The sequence below is a fragment of the Paraburkholderia sp. 32 genome, from assembly GCF_050435345.1.
Lineage (GTDB): Bacteria > Pseudomonadota > Gammaproteobacteria > Burkholderiales > Burkholderiaceae > Paraburkholderia > Paraburkholderia tuberum.
Genome location: NZ_JBNDKD010000001.1, coordinates 2,918,949 through 2,938,308 on the forward strand (window position 1 = coordinate 2,918,949; position 19,360 = coordinate 2,938,308).

Below are 19,360 nucleotides of genomic sequence, written 5' to 3' on the forward strand. Positions count from 1 at the left end.
GCAAGCGCAACCGCCGTATCCGCCTTATTGCAAGCCTCTCATACAGTTCAGCGACCGCCGGAAGAAGAGCCATCCGCCTCGTCCGACCTGTTATGGAGGGTCAAGCCCATCACGGCAAGGTCGCAACTTCGCGGACAGCGGACGTTGCCTGATAAGTCGCCTGTTGAATGCGCCAGTCGTTTGAATACGCCAATCCGTAGAGTGTTTTCGACGATCCGGCAATCTTGTCTGACCTATCGTCTTATCCTTGGGTGAGCTTCTTTGAATCCCTCGGTCGGATCGCCCGCAAACAATAAAACAAGGGCATGCTATGTGGAGGCTAGGCCCTGCCTATGACTAACGCCGTCGTGTCAGTCCGTCCCGCCAATGCGCGGAAGAATATCGAAGTGTTCACTTCGTTGCGCGGTATCGCATGCCTGATTGTTGTTATGGCGCACGTGTGGAGCATCCTTGACTGGCCGCACCTTTTTGCCAACGATCCTTCAGTCCTCTCGTCGTATCGATTCATTGGCGGCTTGTTCAATGCGTCGGGCGCCGTTCAGATGTTTTTCGTGTTGAGCGCGTGCGTGCTTGCTGTGTCGCTGTCAAATGAACCAACGCATCAAGGGCTGCCGGTTAAAAAGTTCTATGTGCGGCGCTTTTTCAGAATCTACCCAGCCTTATGGGCTTCAATTGTACTGACGCTATGTCTCTGGCATTTGATTCGATCACCCCAGGCGTTGGACTCTGGGCTTTATAGCGGGTGGGGAGCATGGCAAGCTTACCCTTCCCCACCTACCGCAAAACTCATCGCGCTCTCCATGCTGGGGCTCTACGTACACCTGAACGGGCCGCTTTGGACCTTGCGCGTCGAGTTGTTCTACTCTTTTGCATTTCCAGTTATCTATCTGCTTGCCCGGCATCCACGCAAGCGGTTGGCGTTGCTCGCTTGTGTTTCCCTATTGGCCCTGTTACCGATCCCGCGGGTGTTTTGTATGCATTATGCGTTAGCCTTCGGAGTCGGCGCCGCCATTCCCTTCCTGCCGCGCGCGGGCGATGTTCCATACCGCATCACAGCTACCATCGCATTGATTGCGCTGTTGTTCTCGCAGATGGCCGCGAACCGGCTCGGTATAGACATGAAAGCCGCCGAGAACGTCGAGATGCTGGTTGCGTTCGTTGCCGTATATTGCCTGTATCACAGCGGCAGGTCGATGCAGGCACTTGAAGCCGGGCCGTTCGCATTTATCGGCGACATCTCCTACAGCATCTATGTGCTGCATTTCCCAATTCTGTTCGCGTTAACGCCGCTAGTCGTCGAGGGTTTCGGAACGACACAGGTACGCGCGCATCCGTTGGCGTCTCTGCTCGTTCTCACCGTTTTCGCCCTTTGCACAACGATCTTCGTGGCAGCGCTCTCGCGCCGTTATGTCGAACGGCCCGGGGAACGCCTCGGCCGAATCCTCTACGCAGCGGGCAAGGAACGGTCTTCGCGCGCGTCTACCACTGGCAACTCACCAAGCGTCGCAAGCAGGCGCCCGTCTGAGCGGGACTGACAGAGAAGCCCCGGCTTGTGGATGTCTTGCTGAAAGCTATATATCTGCGGGTTGAAAGCCTCATCTTGCCCAATCGCGCGACAGTCCGAGCAACGTGAATCGTCGGCGCACGAGCGACCGGTTAATGGCGGCGGATTCAACCGGAAGTGATTCATCGGGCAGCCTTTATATGCAGTTGAGCAAGCGGACTTGCTCTACATGCACAGCGGACGCCACTCCGTCGCAATCATAGTAACCACATGAGAGGCCTGCACTATTGTCGTTGCGGATGATCAAGAAAGAAGTGCAGCATTTCGGCACTCGCATCCGGACCAGTAGCGTCCGTATAACTGCCTCGTGCATTGCCGCCTGCCCAAGCGTGCCCTGCGCCATGAATGGTCCACAACTCGGCGTCGATACCGTCGCCGGAAACCAGCCGCGAGACGGTACAGGCGCGCCGGCCCGCGTCGACCCGACGCCGTTCGCTGCCGGCGTCCGGCCGCGCGTCGAACCTCTGCACGAGCCGCGTGGCATTCGCTACGTGCACGGTGGCATCCGCGTCACCATGAAAGACGATCATGGGCCGTCTCGGTGACAAGTCTGTATCGCCTTGCACGCGCCGTGCGTTTCGGGGGTGCTTGCCGCCTTTCATCGCCGCGAGCGCGGAGGGTAAATTGTGCGCGCACCGTGCCGGAAGACCGGAATGCACGCCGACCGCGGCATACAGTTCGGGATACTCGGCGATCATGATCGCCGCCATCGCGCCCCCCGCGGACATCCCCGCGACGTACACGCGCGCAGGATCGACGTTGTGGGCCGAGATGATTTCGCGCGTGATGCCTGCGATCAGCGACGGCTCGCCGCGCTCGCGATGCTGATCGTCAGGTTTGAACCAGTTCCAGCACTTCGACGGATTCGCCTGCCGCGGTTGCACCGGATAAGCTACAAGACATCGATGCCGCTCGGCAAGCGCGTTCATCTGCGTGCCTGCTGCGAAATCGTCGGCGTCCTGCGTGCAGCCGTGCAGCATCACAATCAGTGGCAGCGGCTCGCCGGCGCCCCCCGCCGGCACATACAGCCGATATTGACGGCGACCGGCGGCATTCGCATACGCAAGCGTGATGAAATGTCCTCGTTCCTCCACGTCAAGGCAGTCTTCTCGCGCCTTGTGCGCGGTCGCTTCCTTTGTCTTTGCAAACGGGAAGACAACGGGCTCTGGCGTCTTGTCCCGCGACGCAGTTTCGTTCACTGCACCGACGCTTTCCCCTCGCAGTGCGCGTTGTATCGCTTCTGTCGCTTCGGCAACGCCGCGGGTACGCAGCAAAGTCATCGCTTCGTGCATTGAGTTCAGAAAGCCTTCGTTGAGTTTCATCACGTTTGTCCGATTACCGGTGTTGAGGGGGTGGGCCTCGCGCGGCTAGTGGATTCTGCCGGCAAGCGCCGTCTTGACTGCGGGCGAAGCGTGAAAGGCTCCCAGCACCACGACGCTTTCGATAGTCGCGAGCGCGAGTTCCGGGGAGACATCGGCGGCAATGCTGGCCAATCCCAGGACCTGAATGTTGAGACGCTCGCGCGCGGCTCGAATCGCCTCGAGATCCTGCCTGGAAAAATGCTGCAGCCCGAGCACGAGCGAACGACGCGCAACCGTTTCCTGGACGACCCGCGCATGTAGCGCGAGCTGGTTGCGAATCGCCGTTCGGATCAGGTCGGTCCGGTTCGCATAGAAGCCTTCTTCAACCAGCAGGTCGATCTGCCCGAGGTCGACCGGTCCGAGGTTGATCGTGATTTTTTCCGAGTCGCCGCCTTTCGAGCGGGGGGTGTCCACTACCGCGGGTTTCTTCATCGCACCATCCTTGCACCATCCATGTGGATGGTTATAGGATGGTTTTAGATGCGCCGCAACATAAAAATTTGGGGTCGAGACGCCTTCTGGGCTCGCCGCATCGCTGGTCGTGGGGGCTAGATAGAGCGCTATCGCCGGTCGATGCGCACAGGGATAGCTACGACGTACTGGCCGGTTGGAGGACGCACATCGCGCTGTTCGACCGCATTGTTAAGTTAACGCTGAATAAGACAGCCGAGCAACGGGAGGTTGGCACTGATGTTCGCTCGAACACAACGGATGAGCGTCAAGGCGCAAAACCATCAGAATAAGGCGCGAAATGGAGAGGTTCCCCGACCAGTTTTGACAAATTCAACTGCTATCCTTCAAAACTTGAACCCGTTCACCATCTCGGCTTTTTCCAGGTAAGTTGCTGCCGCAGGTCTCGCCAAACGCAGTCCATCAGCGCTCAAAATCGGAGTGGTCAACATCCCGCGAACCTCTCAACCCCGATGTCACTCGGGCAGCGAAAGCCGGTACTGCGGAAACGGATTGCGCAGACCTCAACATGGACCAAGGATTCCCAGCATACTGGCCCGGTAGAGCCTGAAATTCGTCGTATCGTTCGCACCGCCATGAGGGAGATATGCATAAACCCATCGACACTGAAACGATCCCGAGCAATGAATTGCAGCAGGTCAAGGCGACTTATGCCAAGCTTTGCGAGGACTACATTGCACATCGTAGCGATGGTGAATACCGGGACTATGTGCAATCGGTCATTGCCAACAACGCGAGTCTCGATCGCCACGTGCGCGCGTTCGAAATTTACGCACCGTATATCAAGCGTGGCATGAAAGTGCTCGACTGGGGATGCCGGCACGCGCCGGATTCGTGCATGCTTCGCACGCTCTACCATGACATCGATATATATGGCTGCGACATCTGCAAGGATGGGCAATTCGCGGAATTCCATGAGTACGCCGGGTTATCTTTCGCATCGCTCGATCATGAATTTCTGCTGCCCTACGAAGACAATCAATTCGATGTGGTGATCGGAAGCGGTGTACTCGAGCACGTGGCCCGCGAGCAAAAGAGCCTCGATGAGCTATGGCGCGTGCTGAAAAACGACGGTTTGCTGATAATCACATTTTTACCTAACCGCTTATCGGTGACCGAAAACGCGTGCAGAGTCATGAAAAAGTACACGGGCCATAATCGGCTGTACAGTCTCAGCGACGCGAAGCGCCTGTTTCTCAGGTCGGGATTCGTACTGGAAGAATGCGGCTATCACCAGGTCTTTCCCACCTTCGCAAAAGGCATAAAGGGCGGCGGAGCGCTCAACGCCCTGGCCAATATCGGCATGAAGCTGAACCGGCCTTTCGAGCGGATACCGATCGTGAATGCAGTCTCGGCTAATCTGTTTTTCATCCTCCGCCGCGTGCATGAGATGTAGCAGGCGGCCGCCAAGGCGGCCTACCTCGCGGGATCATTGGGCAAGGCCGCGCCCTCCTGTTGCGACGTCACAAATCCTCTCAATGCAGGGGTGAGCCGGAAAACGAGCTTCTCGATCTCCACCACGAGGAAAAACAGGACGCCACCACCTACGAGCCACCCCCACGCCGACAAGGGCAGAGCCTCGGTGTGGAAAACGGCATGGAACGGGAACGTATAGGTGAACAGAAGCTGCAAGACCACGACGCCGGCTATTCCGTACCAGAGATAGCGATTGCCTGTATGGGCGCGCACGGACAGCGACGAATCGAGCAGATACCGGATGTTGAGCAGATAGAACACCTGGCCCAGCGTAATGGCGTTGACCGCGGCCGTGCGCGCCATCTGATCCGACGCCCCTTGCGACTTCATCCAGAAGAAGGTGGACAGCGTATAGATCACGAGCGCCGCGCCGACGAACAGGATGCGCCAGATGCCGAAGCGCGTGACGATCGGCCGGTCGATTGCGCGTGGCGAGCGGCGCATCACGTCTGCCTCGTGCGGCTCGAACGAAATGGTCAGGCCGAGCGCGACGGAAGTAACCATGTTGACCCACAGGATCTGCGGCGCCGTGATCGGCAGCGTGAAGGAGAACAGGATCGCCACCGCGATCACCGCGCCTTGCGCGACATTGGTCGGCAGCATGAACAGCATCGCTTTCTCGATGTTGTTGTAGACCGTGCGCCCTTCCTTCACCGCCGCGGAGATCGACGCGAAATTGTCGTCGGCGAGGATCATGCCCGCCGCCTCCTTCGTCACCTCGGTGCCCTTGATCCCCATCGCGACACCGATGTCGGCTTTCTTGAGCGCCGGCGCATCGTTGACGCCGTCGCCCGTCATCGCGACGATCTGCCGGTTCGCCTGGATCGCCTTGACGAGCCGCAGCTTGTGCTCGGGACTCGCGCGCGCGAACACGTCGACGCCGCGCACGCATTCCTGCAGCGCCGCATCGTTCATCGCCTCGATCTCGGTGCCGGACACGGCGGTCTTGCCGTCGCCGATGCCCAGCATTCTTGCGATTGCCGCCGCCGTGATCTTGTGGTCGCCCGTAATCATCGTCACGCGAATGCCGCCGCCGTGGCATTCGCGCACGGCGTCGATCGCCTCTTTGCGCGGCGGGTCCATCAGGCCCACGAGGCCGAGCAGTACGAGGGTACGCGGCAGGTCCTGCGGCCCGAGGCCGCCCGTACGCAGGCCCGGGGCCGACAGCCACGCGAGCCCGAGCACGCGCTCGCCTTGCGCGGCGAGCCGGTCGCCCTCCCTCGCGAAGTGCTCGCGATCGAGCGGCGCCGGGCCTTGCGCCGTCTGCTGCCGGTCGCAGTGGTCGAGGATCACCTCTGGCGCGCCCTTGACCAGCAGCATCTCGCCGTCCGTCGAACGGTTCAGCGTCGCCATGAACTTGTGCTCGGACTCGAAGGGGATCGCGTCGATCCTCGGCGCGGCAGCCGTCTCGGCGGCACGGTCCATGCCCAGCTTGGAAGCGAACGGATACAGCGCGCCCTCGGTCGGGTCACCCTCCACTTTCCATTTGCCGTCTTCCTCGAAGAGCTCGGCGTCGTTGCACAACAGCGACACGCGGCCCATCAGCTTGAGCACGTCCGGCGCGGCGCCGAGCGGCTTGCCATCGGCACTGACCTCTCCTTCGCTGGCGTAGCCGTCGCCCGTAACGGCATAGGCCGCTTCGGCCGTTACGACGGAGGTCACCATCATCTCCATCAGGGTCAGCGTGCCCGTTTTATCCGAGCAGATGCGCGAGACGGCGCCCAGTGTTTCGACCGCCGGCAGGCGGCGAATAATGGCGTTGCGCTGGGCCATGCGCTGCACGCCGATGGCGAGCGTGATGGTGATGAGCGCCGGCAGGCCTTCCGGGATGACCGATACCGCAATCCCCACGATGGCCTGGAACAGCTCGACGAAAGTCATGTGTCCGAGCCAGTGCCCCCAGGAGAAGAGCAGCACGCTGACAACGGCGATCACTGCCGTGATGACGTAGCCGAACTTCTTGATCTGGCGCAGCAGCGGCGTCTCGAGCGCGCTGACCTCGGCGAGCATCTGGTTGATCCGGCCGAGTTCCGTCTGGCTCCCGGTCGTCACCACGACGCCGGTTGCCCGGCCCGACAAGACCATCGTGCCGCAGAACGCCATGTTCTCGCGGTCGCCGACCGTGGCTTTGGCGGGTACCGGCGCGGTGCCCTTCTCGGCCGGGAGGGATTCCCCCGTAAGAGCCGCTTCTTCCGTGCGCAGGTTCCTGGCGTCGACGAGACGCATGTCCGCCGGGATTTTGTCGCCCGATTCCAGTAGCACGATGTCGCCAGGAACGAGTTCCTCGGCGGGGATCAAGCGAACCGCTCCGCCACGCATCACGCGCGCTTCCGCGGACAGCATGTTGCGAATCGAGTCGAGCGCCTTCTCGGCGCGTCCTTCCTGCAGGAAGCCGAGCAGCGAGTTGAGGATGACGACGGCCAGAATGACCGAGCCATCGAGCCACAGGCCCAGCATCAACTTGACGAAACCGGCCGCGAGCAGCACGTAGATCAGAACGTTGTGGAGCTGCATCAGGAAGCGTACGACCGGCCCCCTCTTCTTGCCCTGCGGGAGGCGGTTCGGCCCATAGGTGGCCAGCCGCCCGGTCGCTTCCGATGCATCGAGGCCCTGCGCGGGATCGACGTTGAACTGCCGTTCGATGTCACCGGCCGGCATCGCATGCCACGGCGTCGCACTCTCAACTGAGCTCATCCTCGTGTCTCCCGGTTCCAGTGATTTCGGGTCAGGGGGCCGCTCTCAATGGTCTGGATCGTCCCCGGGTTGATCGGGTCTCGTCGCGTCCACCGCTTCAGCGTCGAATTCCTCCCTCGCGGCGGCGAGATCCTTCATCTGCTCTTGCGTGGCTTTCGGATATTCGAGGTCGAGCTTCTCGACGGCCTCGACGATCGCGGCCGCGACGATGAGGCGCGTGAAAGGTTTGTTGTCGGCGGGCACGACGAACCACGGAGCCGCTTCGGAGGCCGTCGCGCGGATCGCCTCTTCATAGGCGTGCATATAGTCGTTCCAGTAGCGACGCTCGCGAACGTCGGCTGCGGAAAACTTCCAGTGCTTGTCGGGATTGTCGAGGCGATCCATGAATCGCCTCTTCTGCTCCCCGTACGACAGGTTCAGATAGAACTTGAGAATGACCACGCCCTGGCGCGTCAGATAGTCCTCGAAGCGCGCGATGTCGGCGAGCCGCTCGTCCCATATGTTGTTGCCGACCCGTGCCGGCGGGATCTTCTGCGCATGGAGCAGATGCTGATGCACGCGCACCACCAGCACCTCCTCATAGTACGAGCGGTTGAAAATGCCGATGTGCCCGCGCTCGGGCACTTTCCTCGAATAGCGCCAAAGGAAGTCGTGGGAGAGCTCCTCATCCGACGGCTGCTTGAACGAGATGACATCGCACCCCTGCGGATTGACGCGCGACATCACATGCTTGATCGTCCCATCCTTTCCCGCGGCGTCCATGGCCTGGAACACCAGCAGCACGGACCAGGAATCCTGCGCGTAGAGGATCTCCTGCTCCATCGCGAGCCATTTCGACCCGCGCTGGAGCAGTTGCTGCGCCTCTTCCTTATGCATTCTGAGTCCCACCGTCTCGCCGGGATCGAAATTCTTCAGAAAGAAATCTTTGCCGCTCGTGACGCGGAACGGATCGGTGTATGCCCGCAGCGCGTCGAGTATTTCCCTGCGAACCATCGCTCTTCTCCACGGCATCTGCATTCAGTTGCACGATTCGCGGATTGCATCGCAACCGCAGTCGTACTGTTCACAACTCTTTCTGATAATAGGTCACGCAGACGGAAACGTGCTCATCGGCAACGACGCTGCGCACCCGCGTAGCGACGGGAAACACACGTCTCAACGCTGCCACGTTTCGGACCGCCATGCCGGTCGATCACCGCCTGTCGGCCCCGTCGACCCAGTCGCGACAAGGCCGTCAGACGATAGGCATTACCTGTGCTTATCCTTCACCAGACAGCGCCAACAAAAAAATGGACGAGCACAATGTCGAGCCACGAACACGAACACGGGGAACAGCGGAGTGGTGGGCGTTACCCGCTATTGTCTTTATCTCTGCGCTGCGTCGCATGCCACGGCTTTTGCTGTTTGCGATTCCTCTCAACGTGACGATGATCCTGTCGACGCCGACGCAAGGCGGTCACTATCTCGCCGATGTGATTGCGGGTCTGCTGCTCAGTGCGCTGGCGATTGCAGCGCTCAAGCGCTGCATGCACCTGCTGGCGACGCGCAAAGCCGCGAAGGCGCCGAGTTCGCGGTCCATGCCGGTGCGAACGGCATGAGCTGGACGCTCGGAAGCGGCCGCGCGGACTAACGTGAACGCGGCGCGGCTTGCGCCGCGCCGCCGTGGTTCGAAGCGACTGGAAGACCGCGCGCTAGCCCGGCGCCCGCCCCAACACCTGCGAATCCGACGACGCCGTCGTCGACGTCTCGTCACGCCCGTGCCCATGCCCCGTCGTCGTGACCGCATTGGTGCCGCCGGGCCGACGCACCGATTTCGCGTGCCGCTCGATCAATCGCTGCAGCAAACAGAACGCGCACAGCAGCGCGCCGATCACGATCCGCGTCCACCACGAACTGAGCGTGCCGTCGAACGTAATCAGCGTCTGGATCGTGCCCAGAATGCCGACGCCGAACAGCGAGCCGACCACATAACCGACGCCGCCCGTCAGCAGCGTGCCGCCGATCACCGTGGCCGCAATCGCATCGAGTTCCATGCCCTGCCCTTGCAGCCCATAGCCCGACAGCACGTAGAACGTGAACACCGCGCCGCCGAGCGCCGAACAGAAGCCGCTCAGCGCATACACGCCGACCCGCGTGCGCGCGACCGGCAGGCCCATCAGCAGCGCCGAGCGCGGATTGCCGCCGACCGCATACACGTTGCGTCCGAAGCGCGTGAAATGGGCGACATAGATCGCGGCCGCGAGCGTCACGGCCGCGATCAGCACGTTCGCCGATACCGAACCGACGCCGACACTGAGACGAAACGCGGAGATCGCCTTGAACGTCGGATCGGTGATCGTGATCGACTGCGTCGTGATCAGAAAGCACAGGCCACGCGCGAAGAACATCCCCGCCAGCGTCACGATGAACGCCTGCAGGCGGAAGTAGTGAATCAGCGCGCCCTGCACCGCGCCGAACACCGTGCCCATCAACAGCACGATTGGAATGATGAGCCACACCGACACATGCATGTGCTCGGACAGCACGGCTTCGACGATCGTCGTCAGCGCGACGATCGAGCCCACCGACAGATCGATGCCCCCCGACACGATCACGAACGTCATGCCGATCGCGACGATCAGCAGGAACGCGTTGTCGACGAGCAGATCGAGCAACACCTGCCACGAGAAGAAACCGGTGTACATCACCGAACCAAAGCCGAACAGCGCGCAGAACAGCAGGACCGTCACCGCGATCGGCAGCGTGCGCGGATCGACCACGCGGGCGAGTGCTTCGAGAGCGCGCGTCATCGCGCCACCCCGCGCGATTTGACGAGCGACGCGCCGAACGACACCGCGAGCGCGCGTGCCACCGGCGACTGGATCACGCTGACCGCGAGCACGACGGCCGCCTTCACGACGAGCGTCGCTTCCGGCGGCACACCGATCGAATACGTGGTGTACGTGAGCGTCTGGATGATCAGCGCGCCGAGCACCGTGCCCGCGAAACTGAAGCGGCCGCCGAGCAGCGACGTGCCGCCGAGCGTCACGGCGAGAATCGCGTCGAGTTCGAGCAGCAAGCCCGCGTTGTTGCCGTCCGCGCTACGCACGTTCGAGCTGATCAGGATGCCGGCCAGCGCCGCGGTCAAGCCCGAGAAGCCGTACACCGCGAATACGATCGCCTTCGAGCGCAACCCGACGAGCCGTGTCGCAACCGGGTTCACGCCGATCGCGCGAATGAACAGACCGAGCGCCGTGCCCTCCACCAGGGCGGCGGTCGCCAGCACGGCTACGGTCGCGATCCATACCGAGCACGGCACGCCGAGCCAGTAGCCGCCACCGACGAACAGATAGCCGGGCGCGCCGATCGGGATGATCTGCCCGGCGGTCAGCAGTTGCGCGATGCCACGGCCCGCGACCATCAGAATCAGCGTCGCGATGATCGGCTGCATGCCGACGAACGCGACGAGCAGCCCGTTCCACATGCCGCTCAAGATGCCGACGACGAGCGCGGCCAGCAGCGCCTGCGCGATCAGCGCACCGCTCGGCACGGCCTGGGTCGCGAGTATCGTCGCGGCCGCGGCGCCCGCGATCGCGACCACCGCGCCGACCGAAATATCGATGCCGCGTGTCGCAATCACGAGCGTCATGCCGATCGCGACCAGCACGAGCGGCGCCGCGCGATTCAGGATGTCGATCGGCGCGCCGAACAGGTGGCCGTCGAGCGTGCGCAGCGCGAGAAAATGCGGATTGGCCAGCAGGTTCAGTCCGAACAGCAACACGAGCGTCACGCATGGCCATAGCAGCGGACGCTCCACCCCGTCGCGCGCGAACCAGTTCGATAGCTTCATTCGCCGCTCCCTGCGATGAGTCGGTAGATGTTGTCCTCGTTCGATGCCTTACCGGCCACCTCGGCGATCTTGCGGCGATCGCGCAGCACCGCGACGCGATGGCTCACGCGCAGCACCTCGCTGATCTCCGACGAGATGAACAGGATGGACAGGCCGTTCGCGCACAGCGCGAGCAGCCGGTCCATGATGTCGAACTTCGCGGCGACGTCGATGCCGCGGGTCGGCTCGTCGAGGATAAGCAGTTTGGGATCGGTTGCGAGCCAGCGCGCGAGCAGCGCCTTCTGCTGGTTGCCGCCGGACAGCAGCGCGATCGGCTGCTCGGCGTCGGACGCCGTGATGCCGAGCCGCTCGATCCACATATCGGCGAGCTCGCGCGCGCGTTGCCGGCTGATCTTGCGCCACCAGCCGCGCCGCGCCTGCAACGCGAGCATGATGTTTTCGCGGATCGACAGTTCGGCGACGATGCCTTCCTTCTTGCGGTCTTCCGCGCAATAGCCGATGCCGTGGCGCACCGCGTCGTGCGGCGTGCGCAGCCGCACGGCGCGCCCTTCGACGAGGATCGTGCCGCTGTCCGCGCGATCCGCGCCGAACAGAAGCCGCGCGGTTTCGGTGCGGCCCGAGCCGAGCAGACCCGCGAGGCCGAGAATCTTGCCGGCCTGCATCTCGAGATCGATCGGCTGCAAGGTGCCGCGACGGCCGACGCCGCGCAGCTCGATGAACGGCTGCGTGGCCGTTGCTTCCGTGTGGTCTTGCGCGACCTCCTGATCGTCGGCGGCCTGTCCTTCGTGCGCCGCTTCGCGCAGACGCGCGCTCATGCGCTCGTGGCCGACCATCTTCGCGACCAGCTGATCCGCGGACAGATCGCGCGCGAGATATTCGCCTTCGCGCTCGCCGTTGCGCATCACCGTGATGCGATCGGAGATCGCATAAGTCTGCTCGATGAAATGCGTGACGAACAGGATCGCAATGCCCGATCGCTTAAGATGTCGAAGTATTTTGAATAGCTGCGCGACTTCGCTGTCGTCGAGGCTCGAAGTCGGTTCGTCGAGAATCAGCACGCGCGCATCGACGGACAACGCTCGCGCGATCGCGACCATCTGCTGCACGGCGATCGGATAGGCGTCGAGCGAGCGCGTGACGTCGAGCGACACGTCGAGGCGCGCGAGCGCTTCCTGCGCGCGCCGCTTGATGTCGGGCCAGTCGATCGCGCCGAAACGGCGCGGCTGCCGGCCCGCGAAGATGTTCTCCGCCACCGACAGATTCGGGCACAGGTTCACTTCCTGGTACAGCGTGCGCACGCCGGCCGCCTCGGCTTCCTGCGGCGACGCGAACGCGACCAACTCGCCGCCGAGGCGGATCGTGCCGGCATCGGGTGCGAGCACGCCTGTGAGCACGTTGATCAACGTGGATTTGCCGGCGCCGTTCTGGCCCATCAGCGTATGGACCTCGCCGGGAAACAGGCGGAAGTCGACGTGTTGCAACGCCTTCACGCCCGGAAATGTCTTGCTGACGCCGGAGGTCGCCAGAATCGGTTCGCGCGCGCTCATGTCATTCTGTTGGCCTGGCGCGCCCGGCGGCGTGCCGCGCCGCGGCTGGTCCGGCTGATTCGGTTCGGTAGCGGAATGGGTCATGGACCTCGCTCGATCGGCTATGCATGGTTCGGCAGGCCCCAGTGACATGCTCCCGCGGGCGCATGCTCCTGAAAAGAGACCGCCCGCTGCAGAAGAAAGCAGCCCGGGCGGTCAGGCACCACTGGAGAAACCTGTTCGATGCGTCCGTACGGCACATCTCCTTCGCGCCGTGAGCCCGTTGGCCCCGGCGCCTGAACACCGCACACGCCGCGGCGCTCGCGCGAGCGCTGCCGCGGCGACGTTGCGCGCCGCGTCAGTACTTACGCGACGGCAGAGTTTGCGCGGCCACGCTCATCGGGAAGACAGTCTCCTGAGTCAGGATGCGCTTCGGCAGCGGCTTGCCTGCCACGACGTCTTTCACCGCCGACATCAACTGCGGTCCGAGCAGCGGGCTGCACTCGACGTCGACGTTCATCTTGCCGGCGGCCATCGCCTGGAAGCCGCCCTTGGTTGCGTCGAACGAAACTACGACGACGTCCTTGCCCGGATGCATGCCGGCTTCTTCCATCGCCTGGATCGCGCCGAGCGCCATGTCGTCGTTATGAGCATAGACGACGTTGATCTTGTTGCCGTAGGTCTTGATGAACGCTTCCATCACCTGCTTGCCGCCGGCGAGCGTGAAGTCGCCGCTTTGCGACGCGATGATCTTGAACTTCGGATCGCTCTTGATCACTTCGATCAGACCCGCGTGGCGGTCGTTGGCCGGCGCGGAGCCGACCGTGCCTTGCAGCTCGGCGATGTTGACCGGACCTTTATCGTCCTTGTAGTGATCCGCGAGCCAGTGGCCGCCGCGCCGTCCTTCTTCGAGGAAGTCCGAGCCGATCATCGTCACGTACAGCGACGTGTCCTTCACGTCGATGTTGCGGTCGGTCAGGATCACCGGAATCTTCGCGGCCTTGGCTTCGAGCAGCACCGGTTCCCAGCCCGATTCGACGACCGGCGAGAACGCGATCACGTCGACCTTCTGCGCGATATACGAGCGGATCGCCTTGATCTGGTTTTCCTGCTTCTGCTGCGCGTCGGAGAATTTGAGGTTGATGCCGGCCTCCGTCGCCGCCGACTTCACCGATTCGGTATTCGCGGTGCGCCATGCGCTTTCCGCACCGACCTGCGCAAAACCGAGCGTAATTTTCTTGTCCTCGGCATGCGCGCCGGGCGTGGCCAGCGTCAGCGCTCCGAGACTCGCGCAAAGCGCGAGCGCGCCCAGAGCGCGACACGCGGCACGTCGTGTATTCGCCATGACAGTCTCCAATCGTTGTTGTGTAGACGACCCAGCGGTCTGCCCGGCCCTCGTGGCCCTCTCGGCACATGGATCGTGATGTAGCGTACTGTGCGAGGCGTTAACCGTCCAATCATATGATTCGCGCCCTCGATATCAATTTTGGTATGGCGCGTCGGTCAGAGCATTGCCGCTCGCTGCCTCAGGTCGGCGTCATTCTTGGCGTGACCCAGCGAAACGTCAGATTGATGCGCTCGCCGCTCACGCGCGGCTCCTTCGGCACCCGATGACGCCACTGCGCCTGGGTGTCGCCTTTCATCACGAGCAGGCTGCCGCCCTTCAGCGAGAACGATTGCACGACGCCGCTGCGGTTGTGCTGCAGATCGAACCTGCGCGCGACGCCGAGGCTCACCGACGCGATCACCGGTTGCTTGCCGAGTTCGGGCTCGCGGTCCGCGTGCCAGCCCATGCTGTCGGCGCCACTGCGGTAACGATTCAGCAGCACGCTGTTAAAACGCGCGCCGCTGGTCGCCTCGACGGCCGCCTTCAGTTCGGCGACGGCGGGCGTCCATGCTTGCGGCACGTTGCGGATGCCCGAGTACACGTACACCGCGTCCGGCTCGCCCTGCCAGGCGGTCAGACGCGGCAGTGCAACACGGCCGGCGGGCGTGCCCATCATGTCCTGGCGCCATTGCACTTCGTCGATCAGTCGGGCCAGCAGGCGTTCGGCGTCGGCCGCTGCGAGCCAGTCGGGATACCAGTCGACGTCGGGCGTCGGCAGGTCGTTGAATAAATCGGTGCTCATCGGAATGTCTGGATGCAAGCGGACAAGTCAAAACCCTGACTATTATGGCGACACCGGCTCACCCGCTGATTCACGCGCGTTGCTCTTTCATTCGACGCGGCTCTCCGCGTTCCCTCTGTTCTTTCGCACGGACCACTTCCATGACACTTTCGGATCAGGCGCTCGCGCAGCTCTTTCGCGACGCGCGTACGCACAATGGCTGGCAGAACAAGCCGATCGACGACGCCGTGCTGCGCGAGCTGATGGAGCTCGTACTGCTCGGCCCGACCTCGGCCAATTCGAGTCCGGGCCGCTTCGTGTTCGTCAGGACGCCGGAGGGCAAGGAGAAACTGCGCCCGGCGTTGTCGGCTGGCAATCTCGAGAAAACGATGGCCGCGCCCGTCACGGTGATCGTCGCCATGGACATCGCCTTCTACGAGTATCTGCCGAAACTGTTTCCCCATGCGGATGCGCGCAGCTGGTTCGTCGGCAACGAGCGGTTGATCGCGGACACGGCGTTTCGCAATTCGACGCTGCAAGGCGGGTATCTGATTCTCGCGGCGCGTGCGCTCGGTCTCGACACTGGGCCGATGTCGGGCTTCGATCAGGCCAAGGTCGACGAAGCGTTTTTTGCGGGCACGACGTTGAAGTCGAACTTCCTGATCAATCTTGGCCACGGCGATCCGTCAAAGCTGTTTGCACGCAGCCCGCGTTTTTCGTTCGACGAAGCGGCGCGCATAGTGTGACGGGGCGTTGATGATGGATGGCGCTGCGGGTGTGCGCCACGCGCTGGATCGGATCGCGTCAGGTCAGTACCGCGATATAAAAGACCACCGTGCCGATCAGCGCACCGATGAAGCAGAAGCCCTCTTCGGCTTCGTCGCCATTCGAGCGCAGCCACGCGCCGACCGCACCGAACAGGCCGGCGATGCCAAGCGCGACGCACACCATCACGACGTCGAACAGCGCGCTTTTGCCGAGTTCGGAGAAATCGATGTTGCGTACGCCGACGTAAAGCGCAATCGCCATCAGCGAGATGCCGACGAGCGGCAGCATCACGTGGCTGCCCTCGTGCCCGACATGATGCTCATGATGAACATGATGCACGTCGTGCGCGTGATGCCACAGGTGGCCCGATTTGAGCAGCTTCATGGTGTGCCTCCCCCGCCCGGTCTTTCCCGGCGACAGAACCAGTCATGGCCGAAGCGCCCTACGCTGCCCCGGCAACAAGCTGGCTTGTTTCAAGCATACTCCACGCATGAATACAATTCAAAGCCCATTTAATTCGCTTGCATAGGCATTGAATGCGTGGCGGCGGCCCTGTAAGTATGTGCTGAGCACGGAATGCGCCTGCCCCGGCAAACACCTTTCGTGGCTCGTCGCGGCGGCTTCGGGGCCGGCGTGTCGTGCGGTGCGGGAGCACGAATTTTGCGGCTACGGCAAGGGACCGAACATGTCGGTAGAATGATTCGCCGCGTTCCGTCAACCGATCGCCGCCGCGCTATCGCTGCCCTTCGGCCCCCTCCCGCTCTGATCCTCTTTATGCGACGTTCATCGTTTCTTGTCCGCATCATCCTGATTGGCATCCTGCTGCATATCTATGTCGGCTTGCGCCTGATTCCCGACATGCCGATCGACGCGGCCGGCCGCGGGCTGTGCGTGCTGTGGCTCGTGCTGTCGATCTACCTGATCCCGGTCGGCATGATGGCGCGCGGCTTCAAGCGCCAGCCGCTCGGCGACCGTCTCGCGTGGGTGGGCCTGCTCGCGATGGGCTTCTTCTCGTCGCTGCTGGTACTGACGTTCGCGCGCGACCTCGTGCTGGCGTCGCTGCTGACGATCGACGCGATCTGGCCGAACACGCTCACGATCGCGCATTGGCGCACCGGCTCGGCGGCGGCGGTGCCGCTGCTCGCGCTGCTGTCGACGCTGATCGGCCTGTTCAACGCGCGCCGTCGCGCGCGCGTCGTCACGATCGACGTGCCGATCGACGATCTGCCCGCCGCGCTCGACGGCTTCACGATCGTGCAGATCAGTGACATCCACGTCGGCCCGACGATCAAGGGCCGCTATGTCGATGCGATCGTCGACGCGGTGAACCGGCTCAAGCCGGATCTGATCGCGGTGACGGGCGACGTCGTCGACGGCAGCGTGCCGCAGTTGAGCCGGCATACGCAGCCGCTGTCGCGGCTCGCCGCGCGGCACGGTGCGTTTCTCGTGACCGGCAATCACGAGTACTACTCCGGAGCGAACTCGTGGATCGCCGAATTCCGCCGGCTCGGCTTGCGGGTGCTGCTGAACGAACACGTGATCGTCGACCATGACGGCGCGCGCGCCGTCATCGCCGGCGTCACCGATTACTCGGCGGGTCATCACGACCCCGCGCATCGCAGCGACCCGGTCGCGGCGCTCGCCGGCGCGCCGGGCGACGTGCTGATCAGGGTGCTGCTCGCGCATCAGCCGCGTTCGGCCGAAGCGGCCGCGGCGGCCGGCTTTACGCTGCAGTTGTCGGGTCATACGCACGGCGGTCAGTTCTTTCCGTGGAATTTCTTTGTGCGCCTGCAACAGCCGTTCACGGCAGGCCTCGCGCGCCTGAACGGACTCTGGGTTTATACGAGTCGCGGTACGGGCTATTGGGGTCCGCCGAAACGACTCGGTGCGCCTTCGGAAATCACGCGCTTGAGACTCGTGCCGGGCGAACCGGATTGAACTCAACATTCGCAGTCCGGAGCAATTAATTACGGCCTGTCTACGATGCGGCTGTAGCAAACCCAAATGCGCACTCTCCGCCGATCGCGGCTTGACTGAACTTTGCGCAGCCCTCTAAAATCCGCGCAATTCTTTTAACCGGAATCACGATCTTGGACAGTAGCAGTTGTACCAGCCGAGTATCGATTTGCCCGCTCGCCTGAGCGGCAGGATTTCCCCGTCAGGTGTCCCTGTCGCCGTCCTGCCCTCGGGCTCGATGGCGCACGTCGCTCTCATTTCATTGTCATTCGCGTACTGTCGGTGAAGCGCAGCGTGGCTCGATGCCATGCCGATGCCGCACGCTTCCGGCCGCTGCACGCGTGTGCGCGCGTATTTCGTTCCACCCTCATGCGCTTAGCGTGCACGAGGTAGACGACCTGACGTTCCCACGCGTAGGCTTCACCCTGCGGCAGCACGCACGCCAACCTTTCTGAACGATGACACTCGAATTCTTCCTGCGGCTTCTGACCGCTTTTGCTTGCGGCGTCGCGATTGGCCTCGAACGACAGATGCGCCAGCGCACTGCCGGCCTGCGCACGATCACGCTCGTGGCGAGCGGCGCGTGCCTGTTCGTCACGCTCGGCGTGCTGACCGGCAACGGCGTCAGCGGCGTCACGCAGATTGCCGCCTATGTGGTGTCCGGCGTCGGCTTTCTTGGCGGCGGCGTCATCATGCGCGACAAAGGCTCGATCCAGGGGATCAACACCGCGGCGACGCTGTGGTGCTCGGCGGCCGTCGGCGTATTGAGCGGCGCGGGACATTACGGACCGGCGCTCGCGGGCACCGCGGTCGTGCTGCTGGCCAACACCGCGCTGCGTGAAGTGAGCCGGATGATCAACTCGACGCCGGTTTCAAACGCCGACCTCGTGCGCGAGTACGTGTTGACGATCGTCTGCCGCGAAGCCGACGAGATCAACATTCGCGCCGCGATTTCCAACTCGATGTACTCGGCGCCGCTGTCGTTCCAGAGCCTCACGAGCGAGGATGTCGAGGACGAACCGGCGCGCATTCGCGTGACGGCGACGCTGACGATGCATCCGAAGGATCAATCGAAGCTCGAACAGATGGCGAGCCGCCTGAGCATGGAAAAGAGCGTGTCCAGCGTCAGTTGGACCGCGCGGGAAGCGGAGCCGACGCCCGAGTGAAGCGCGGCGCGTAAGTCTCCTTTGTTCGCGCGCATCGTCTACACTTAGCGGGCAGCAGATTCAGATAATGTTAATTCCGCGTCGTGAACGTGGACGGTCCCATAACCTTCGACTAAGCTCTGTCACTGTGATTTGTTCACACTCAACCAGGGAGTCTCGAATATGGAACACAGCATCATCGCATGGATCATCATCGGCGCAATCGCGGGCTGGCTCGCGGGTGTGCTGGTCAGGGGCGGCGGCTTCGGCCTGATCGTCGACATCATCGTCGGGATCATCGGCGCGTTCATCGGCGGGTGGCTCGCCGGCGTGCTGCATATCTCGCTTGGCGGCGGCTGGATCGGCTCGATCATCACCGCGTTGATCGGCGCGGTCATTCTGCTGTTTATTATCCGGCTCGTGCGACGAGGGTCCTGAGCACGGCATCCGACGTCATCAAGC

17 protein-coding genes are annotated in these 19,360 nt (G+C 62.8%); 7 read left to right on the forward strand and 10 right to left on the reverse strand.

Features of this window, described 5'->3' with window-relative positions:
- Positions 1-332: 332 nt before the first annotated feature.
- A complete protein-coding gene (locus OKW26_RS13475) occupies positions 333-1,535 on the forward strand; it encodes an acyltransferase family protein (RefSeq protein ID WP_429353919.1) in 1,203 nt (400 codons plus the stop codon).
- Between the two features lie 253 nt (positions 1,536-1,788).
- Here the strand turns inward: OKW26_RS13475 and OKW26_RS13480 are convergent, their stop codons facing one another.
- Positions 1,789-2,886, reverse strand: a complete 1,098-nt coding sequence (locus OKW26_RS13480; protein ID WP_429353920.1) for an extracellular catalytic domain type 1 short-chain-length polyhydroxyalkanoate depolymerase — start codon at positions 2,884-2,886, stop codon at positions 1,789-1,791.
- A 45-nt stretch (positions 2,887-2,931) separates the two neighbouring features.
- On the reverse strand, positions 2,932-3,357 hold the full coding sequence (locus OKW26_RS13485) for a CopG family transcriptional regulator (protein ID WP_429353921.1): 426 nt from the start codon (positions 3,355-3,357) through the stop codon (positions 2,932-2,934).
- A 625-nt stretch (positions 3,358-3,982) separates the two neighbouring features.
- Here OKW26_RS13485 and OKW26_RS13490 point away from each other — a divergent pair.
- Positions 3,983-4,792 (forward strand): class I SAM-dependent methyltransferase, encoded by an 810-nt coding sequence (locus OKW26_RS13490; protein WP_090806167.1) that lies wholly within the window; start codon positions 3,983-3,985, stop codon positions 4,790-4,792.
- 20 nt (positions 4,793-4,812) lie between these two features.
- Here the strand turns inward: OKW26_RS13490 and OKW26_RS13495 are convergent, their stop codons facing one another.
- Entirely contained in the window at positions 4,813-7,566 is a 2,754-nt protein-coding gene (locus tag OKW26_RS13495) for an HAD-IC family P-type ATPase (protein ID WP_429353922.1), read from the reverse strand.
- Positions 7,567-7,611: 45 nt separating this feature from the next.
- Positions 7,612-8,559: a polyphosphate kinase 2 family protein gene (locus OKW26_RS13500; protein ID WP_429353923.1), complete on the reverse strand. Its 948-nt coding sequence runs from the start codon at positions 8,557-8,559 to the stop codon at positions 7,612-7,614.
- A 188-nt stretch (positions 8,560-8,747) separates the two neighbouring features.
- On the opposite strand from OKW26_RS13500, the gene OKW26_RS13505 reads away from it, so the two are divergent.
- Positions 8,748-9,164 (forward strand): phosphatase PAP2 family protein, encoded by a 417-nt coding sequence (locus tag OKW26_RS13505; protein WP_429353924.1) that lies wholly within the window; start codon positions 8,748-8,750, stop codon positions 9,162-9,164.
- A gap of 93 nt (positions 9,165-9,257) precedes the next feature.
- Here the strand turns inward: OKW26_RS13505 and yjfF are convergent, their stop codons facing one another.
- From yjfF to OKW26_RS13530, 5 genes are all read right to left on the reverse strand, one after another.
- Positions 9,258-10,355 carry a galactofuranose ABC transporter, permease protein YjfF gene (gene yjfF, locus OKW26_RS13510; protein ID WP_429353925.1) on the reverse strand — a complete coding sequence of 366 codons (1,098 nt, stop codon included), beginning with the start codon at positions 10,353-10,355 and terminating at the stop codon, positions 9,258-9,260.
- Complete coding sequence (locus tag OKW26_RS13515) at positions 10,352-11,395, reverse strand: ABC transporter permease (RefSeq protein ID WP_184068306.1); 1,044 nt, start codon at positions 11,393-11,395, stop codon at positions 10,352-10,354. Before OKW26_RS13515 ends, yjfF begins: the two co-directional genes overlap by 4 nt.
- On the reverse strand, positions 11,392-13,026 hold the full coding sequence (locus OKW26_RS13520) for a sugar ABC transporter ATP-binding protein (protein ID WP_429353926.1): 1,635 nt from the start codon (positions 13,024-13,026) through the stop codon (positions 11,392-11,394). The genes OKW26_RS13515 and OKW26_RS13520 overlap by 4 nt, the downstream gene beginning before the upstream one ends.
- 253 nt (positions 13,027-13,279) lie before the next feature.
- Complete coding sequence (locus OKW26_RS13525; protein ID WP_090806177.1) at positions 13,280-14,266, reverse strand: ABC transporter substrate-binding protein; 987 nt, start codon at positions 14,264-14,266, stop codon at positions 13,280-13,282.
- Between the two features lie 181 nt (positions 14,267-14,447).
- A complete protein-coding gene (locus OKW26_RS13530) occupies positions 14,448-15,050 on the reverse strand; it encodes an alpha-ketoglutarate-dependent dioxygenase AlkB family protein (RefSeq protein ID WP_090806179.1) in 603 nt (200 codons plus the stop codon).
- A 140-nt stretch (positions 15,051-15,190) separates the two neighbouring features.
- Between OKW26_RS13530 and OKW26_RS13535 the strand changes: the two genes are divergently transcribed.
- On the forward strand, positions 15,191-15,775 hold the full coding sequence (locus OKW26_RS13535; RefSeq protein WP_184068297.1) for a malonic semialdehyde reductase: 585 nt from the start codon (positions 15,191-15,193) through the stop codon (positions 15,773-15,775).
- 58 nt (positions 15,776-15,833) lie between these two features.
- On the opposite strand, the gene OKW26_RS13540 is transcribed toward OKW26_RS13535, so the two are convergent.
- A complete protein-coding gene (locus tag OKW26_RS13540; protein WP_090806184.1) occupies positions 15,834-16,181 on the reverse strand; it encodes a hypothetical protein in 348 nt (115 codons plus the stop codon).
- Between the two features lie 390 nt (positions 16,182-16,571).
- Here OKW26_RS13540 and OKW26_RS13545 point away from each other — a divergent pair, with 390 nt between their 5' ends.
- The 3 genes from OKW26_RS13545 (at position 16,572) to OKW26_RS13555 (ending at position 19,336) form a co-directional block, all read left to right on the forward strand.
- Positions 16,572-17,735, forward strand: coding sequence for a metallophosphoesterase (locus OKW26_RS13545; RefSeq protein WP_184038688.1), 1,164 nt, complete (start codon positions 16,572-16,574; stop codon positions 17,733-17,735).
- A 476-nt stretch (positions 17,736-18,211) separates the two neighbouring features.
- A complete protein-coding gene (locus tag OKW26_RS13550) occupies positions 18,212-18,919 on the forward strand; it encodes an MgtC/SapB family protein (RefSeq protein ID WP_090806188.1) in 708 nt (235 codons plus the stop codon).
- Positions 18,920-19,081: 162 nt separating this feature from the next.
- Complete coding sequence (locus tag OKW26_RS13555) at positions 19,082-19,336, forward strand: GlsB/YeaQ/YmgE family stress response membrane protein (RefSeq protein ID WP_184068294.1); 255 nt, start codon at positions 19,082-19,084, stop codon at positions 19,334-19,336.
- Positions 19,337-19,360: the final 24 nt, after the last annotated feature.

Bases quoted from the DNA above. Each gene is read 5' to 3' on its own strand.
- OKW26_RS13530 (WP_090806179.1), bottom strand. From the start codon at position 15,050: ATGAGCACCGATTTATTCAACGACCTGCCGACGCCCGACGTCGACTGG.
- yjfF (WP_429353925.1), bottom strand. From the start codon at position 10,355: ATGACGCGCGCTCTCGAAGCACTCGCCCGCGTGGTCGATCCGCGCACG.
- OKW26_RS13500 (WP_429353923.1), bottom strand. From the start codon at position 8,559: ATGGTTCGCAGGGAAATACTCGACGCGCTGCGGGCATACACCGATCCG.
- OKW26_RS13550 (WP_090806188.1), top strand. From the start codon at position 18,212: ATGACACTCGAATTCTTCCTGCGGCTTCTGACCGCTTTTGCTTGCGGC.
- OKW26_RS13495 (WP_429353922.1), bottom strand. From the start codon at position 7,566: ATGAGCTCAGTTGAGAGTGCGACGCCGTGGCATGCGATGCCGGCCGGT.
- OKW26_RS13535 (WP_184068297.1), top strand. From the start codon at position 15,191: ATGACACTTTCGGATCAGGCGCTCGCGCAGCTCTTTCGCGACGCGCGT.
- OKW26_RS13540 (WP_090806184.1), bottom strand. From the start codon at position 16,181: ATGAAGCTGCTCAAATCGGGCCACCTGTGGCATCACGCGCACGACGTG.
- OKW26_RS13485 (WP_429353921.1), bottom strand. From the start codon at position 3,357: ATGAAGAAACCCGCGGTAGTGGACACCCCCCGCTCGAAAGGCGGCGAC.
- OKW26_RS13505 (WP_429353924.1), top strand. From the start codon at position 8,748: ATGCCGGTCGATCACCGCCTGTCGGCCCCGTCGACCCAGTCGCGACAA.
- OKW26_RS13525 (WP_090806177.1), bottom strand. From the start codon at position 14,266: ATGGCGAATACACGACGTGCCGCGTGTCGCGCTCTGGGCGCGCTCGCG.
- OKW26_RS13545 (WP_184038688.1), top strand. From the start codon at position 16,572: ATGCGACGTTCATCGTTTCTTGTCCGCATCATCCTGATTGGCATCCTG.
- OKW26_RS13520 (WP_429353926.1), bottom strand. From the start codon at position 13,026: ATGACCCATTCCGCTACCGAACCGAATCAGCCGGACCAGCCGCGGCGC.
- OKW26_RS13480 (WP_429353920.1), bottom strand. From the start codon at position 2,886: ATGAAACTCAACGAAGGCTTTCTGAACTCAATGCACGAAGCGATGACT.
- OKW26_RS13475 (WP_429353919.1), top strand. From the start codon at position 333: ATGACTAACGCCGTCGTGTCAGTCCGTCCCGCCAATGCGCGGAAGAAT.
- OKW26_RS13555 (WP_184068294.1), top strand. From the start codon at position 19,082: ATGGAACACAGCATCATCGCATGGATCATCATCGGCGCAATCGCGGGC.
- OKW26_RS13490 (WP_090806167.1), top strand. From the start codon at position 3,983: ATGCATAAACCCATCGACACTGAAACGATCCCGAGCAATGAATTGCAG.
- OKW26_RS13515 (WP_184068306.1), bottom strand. From the start codon at position 11,395: ATGAAGCTATCGAACTGGTTCGCGCGCGACGGGGTGGAGCGTCCGCTG.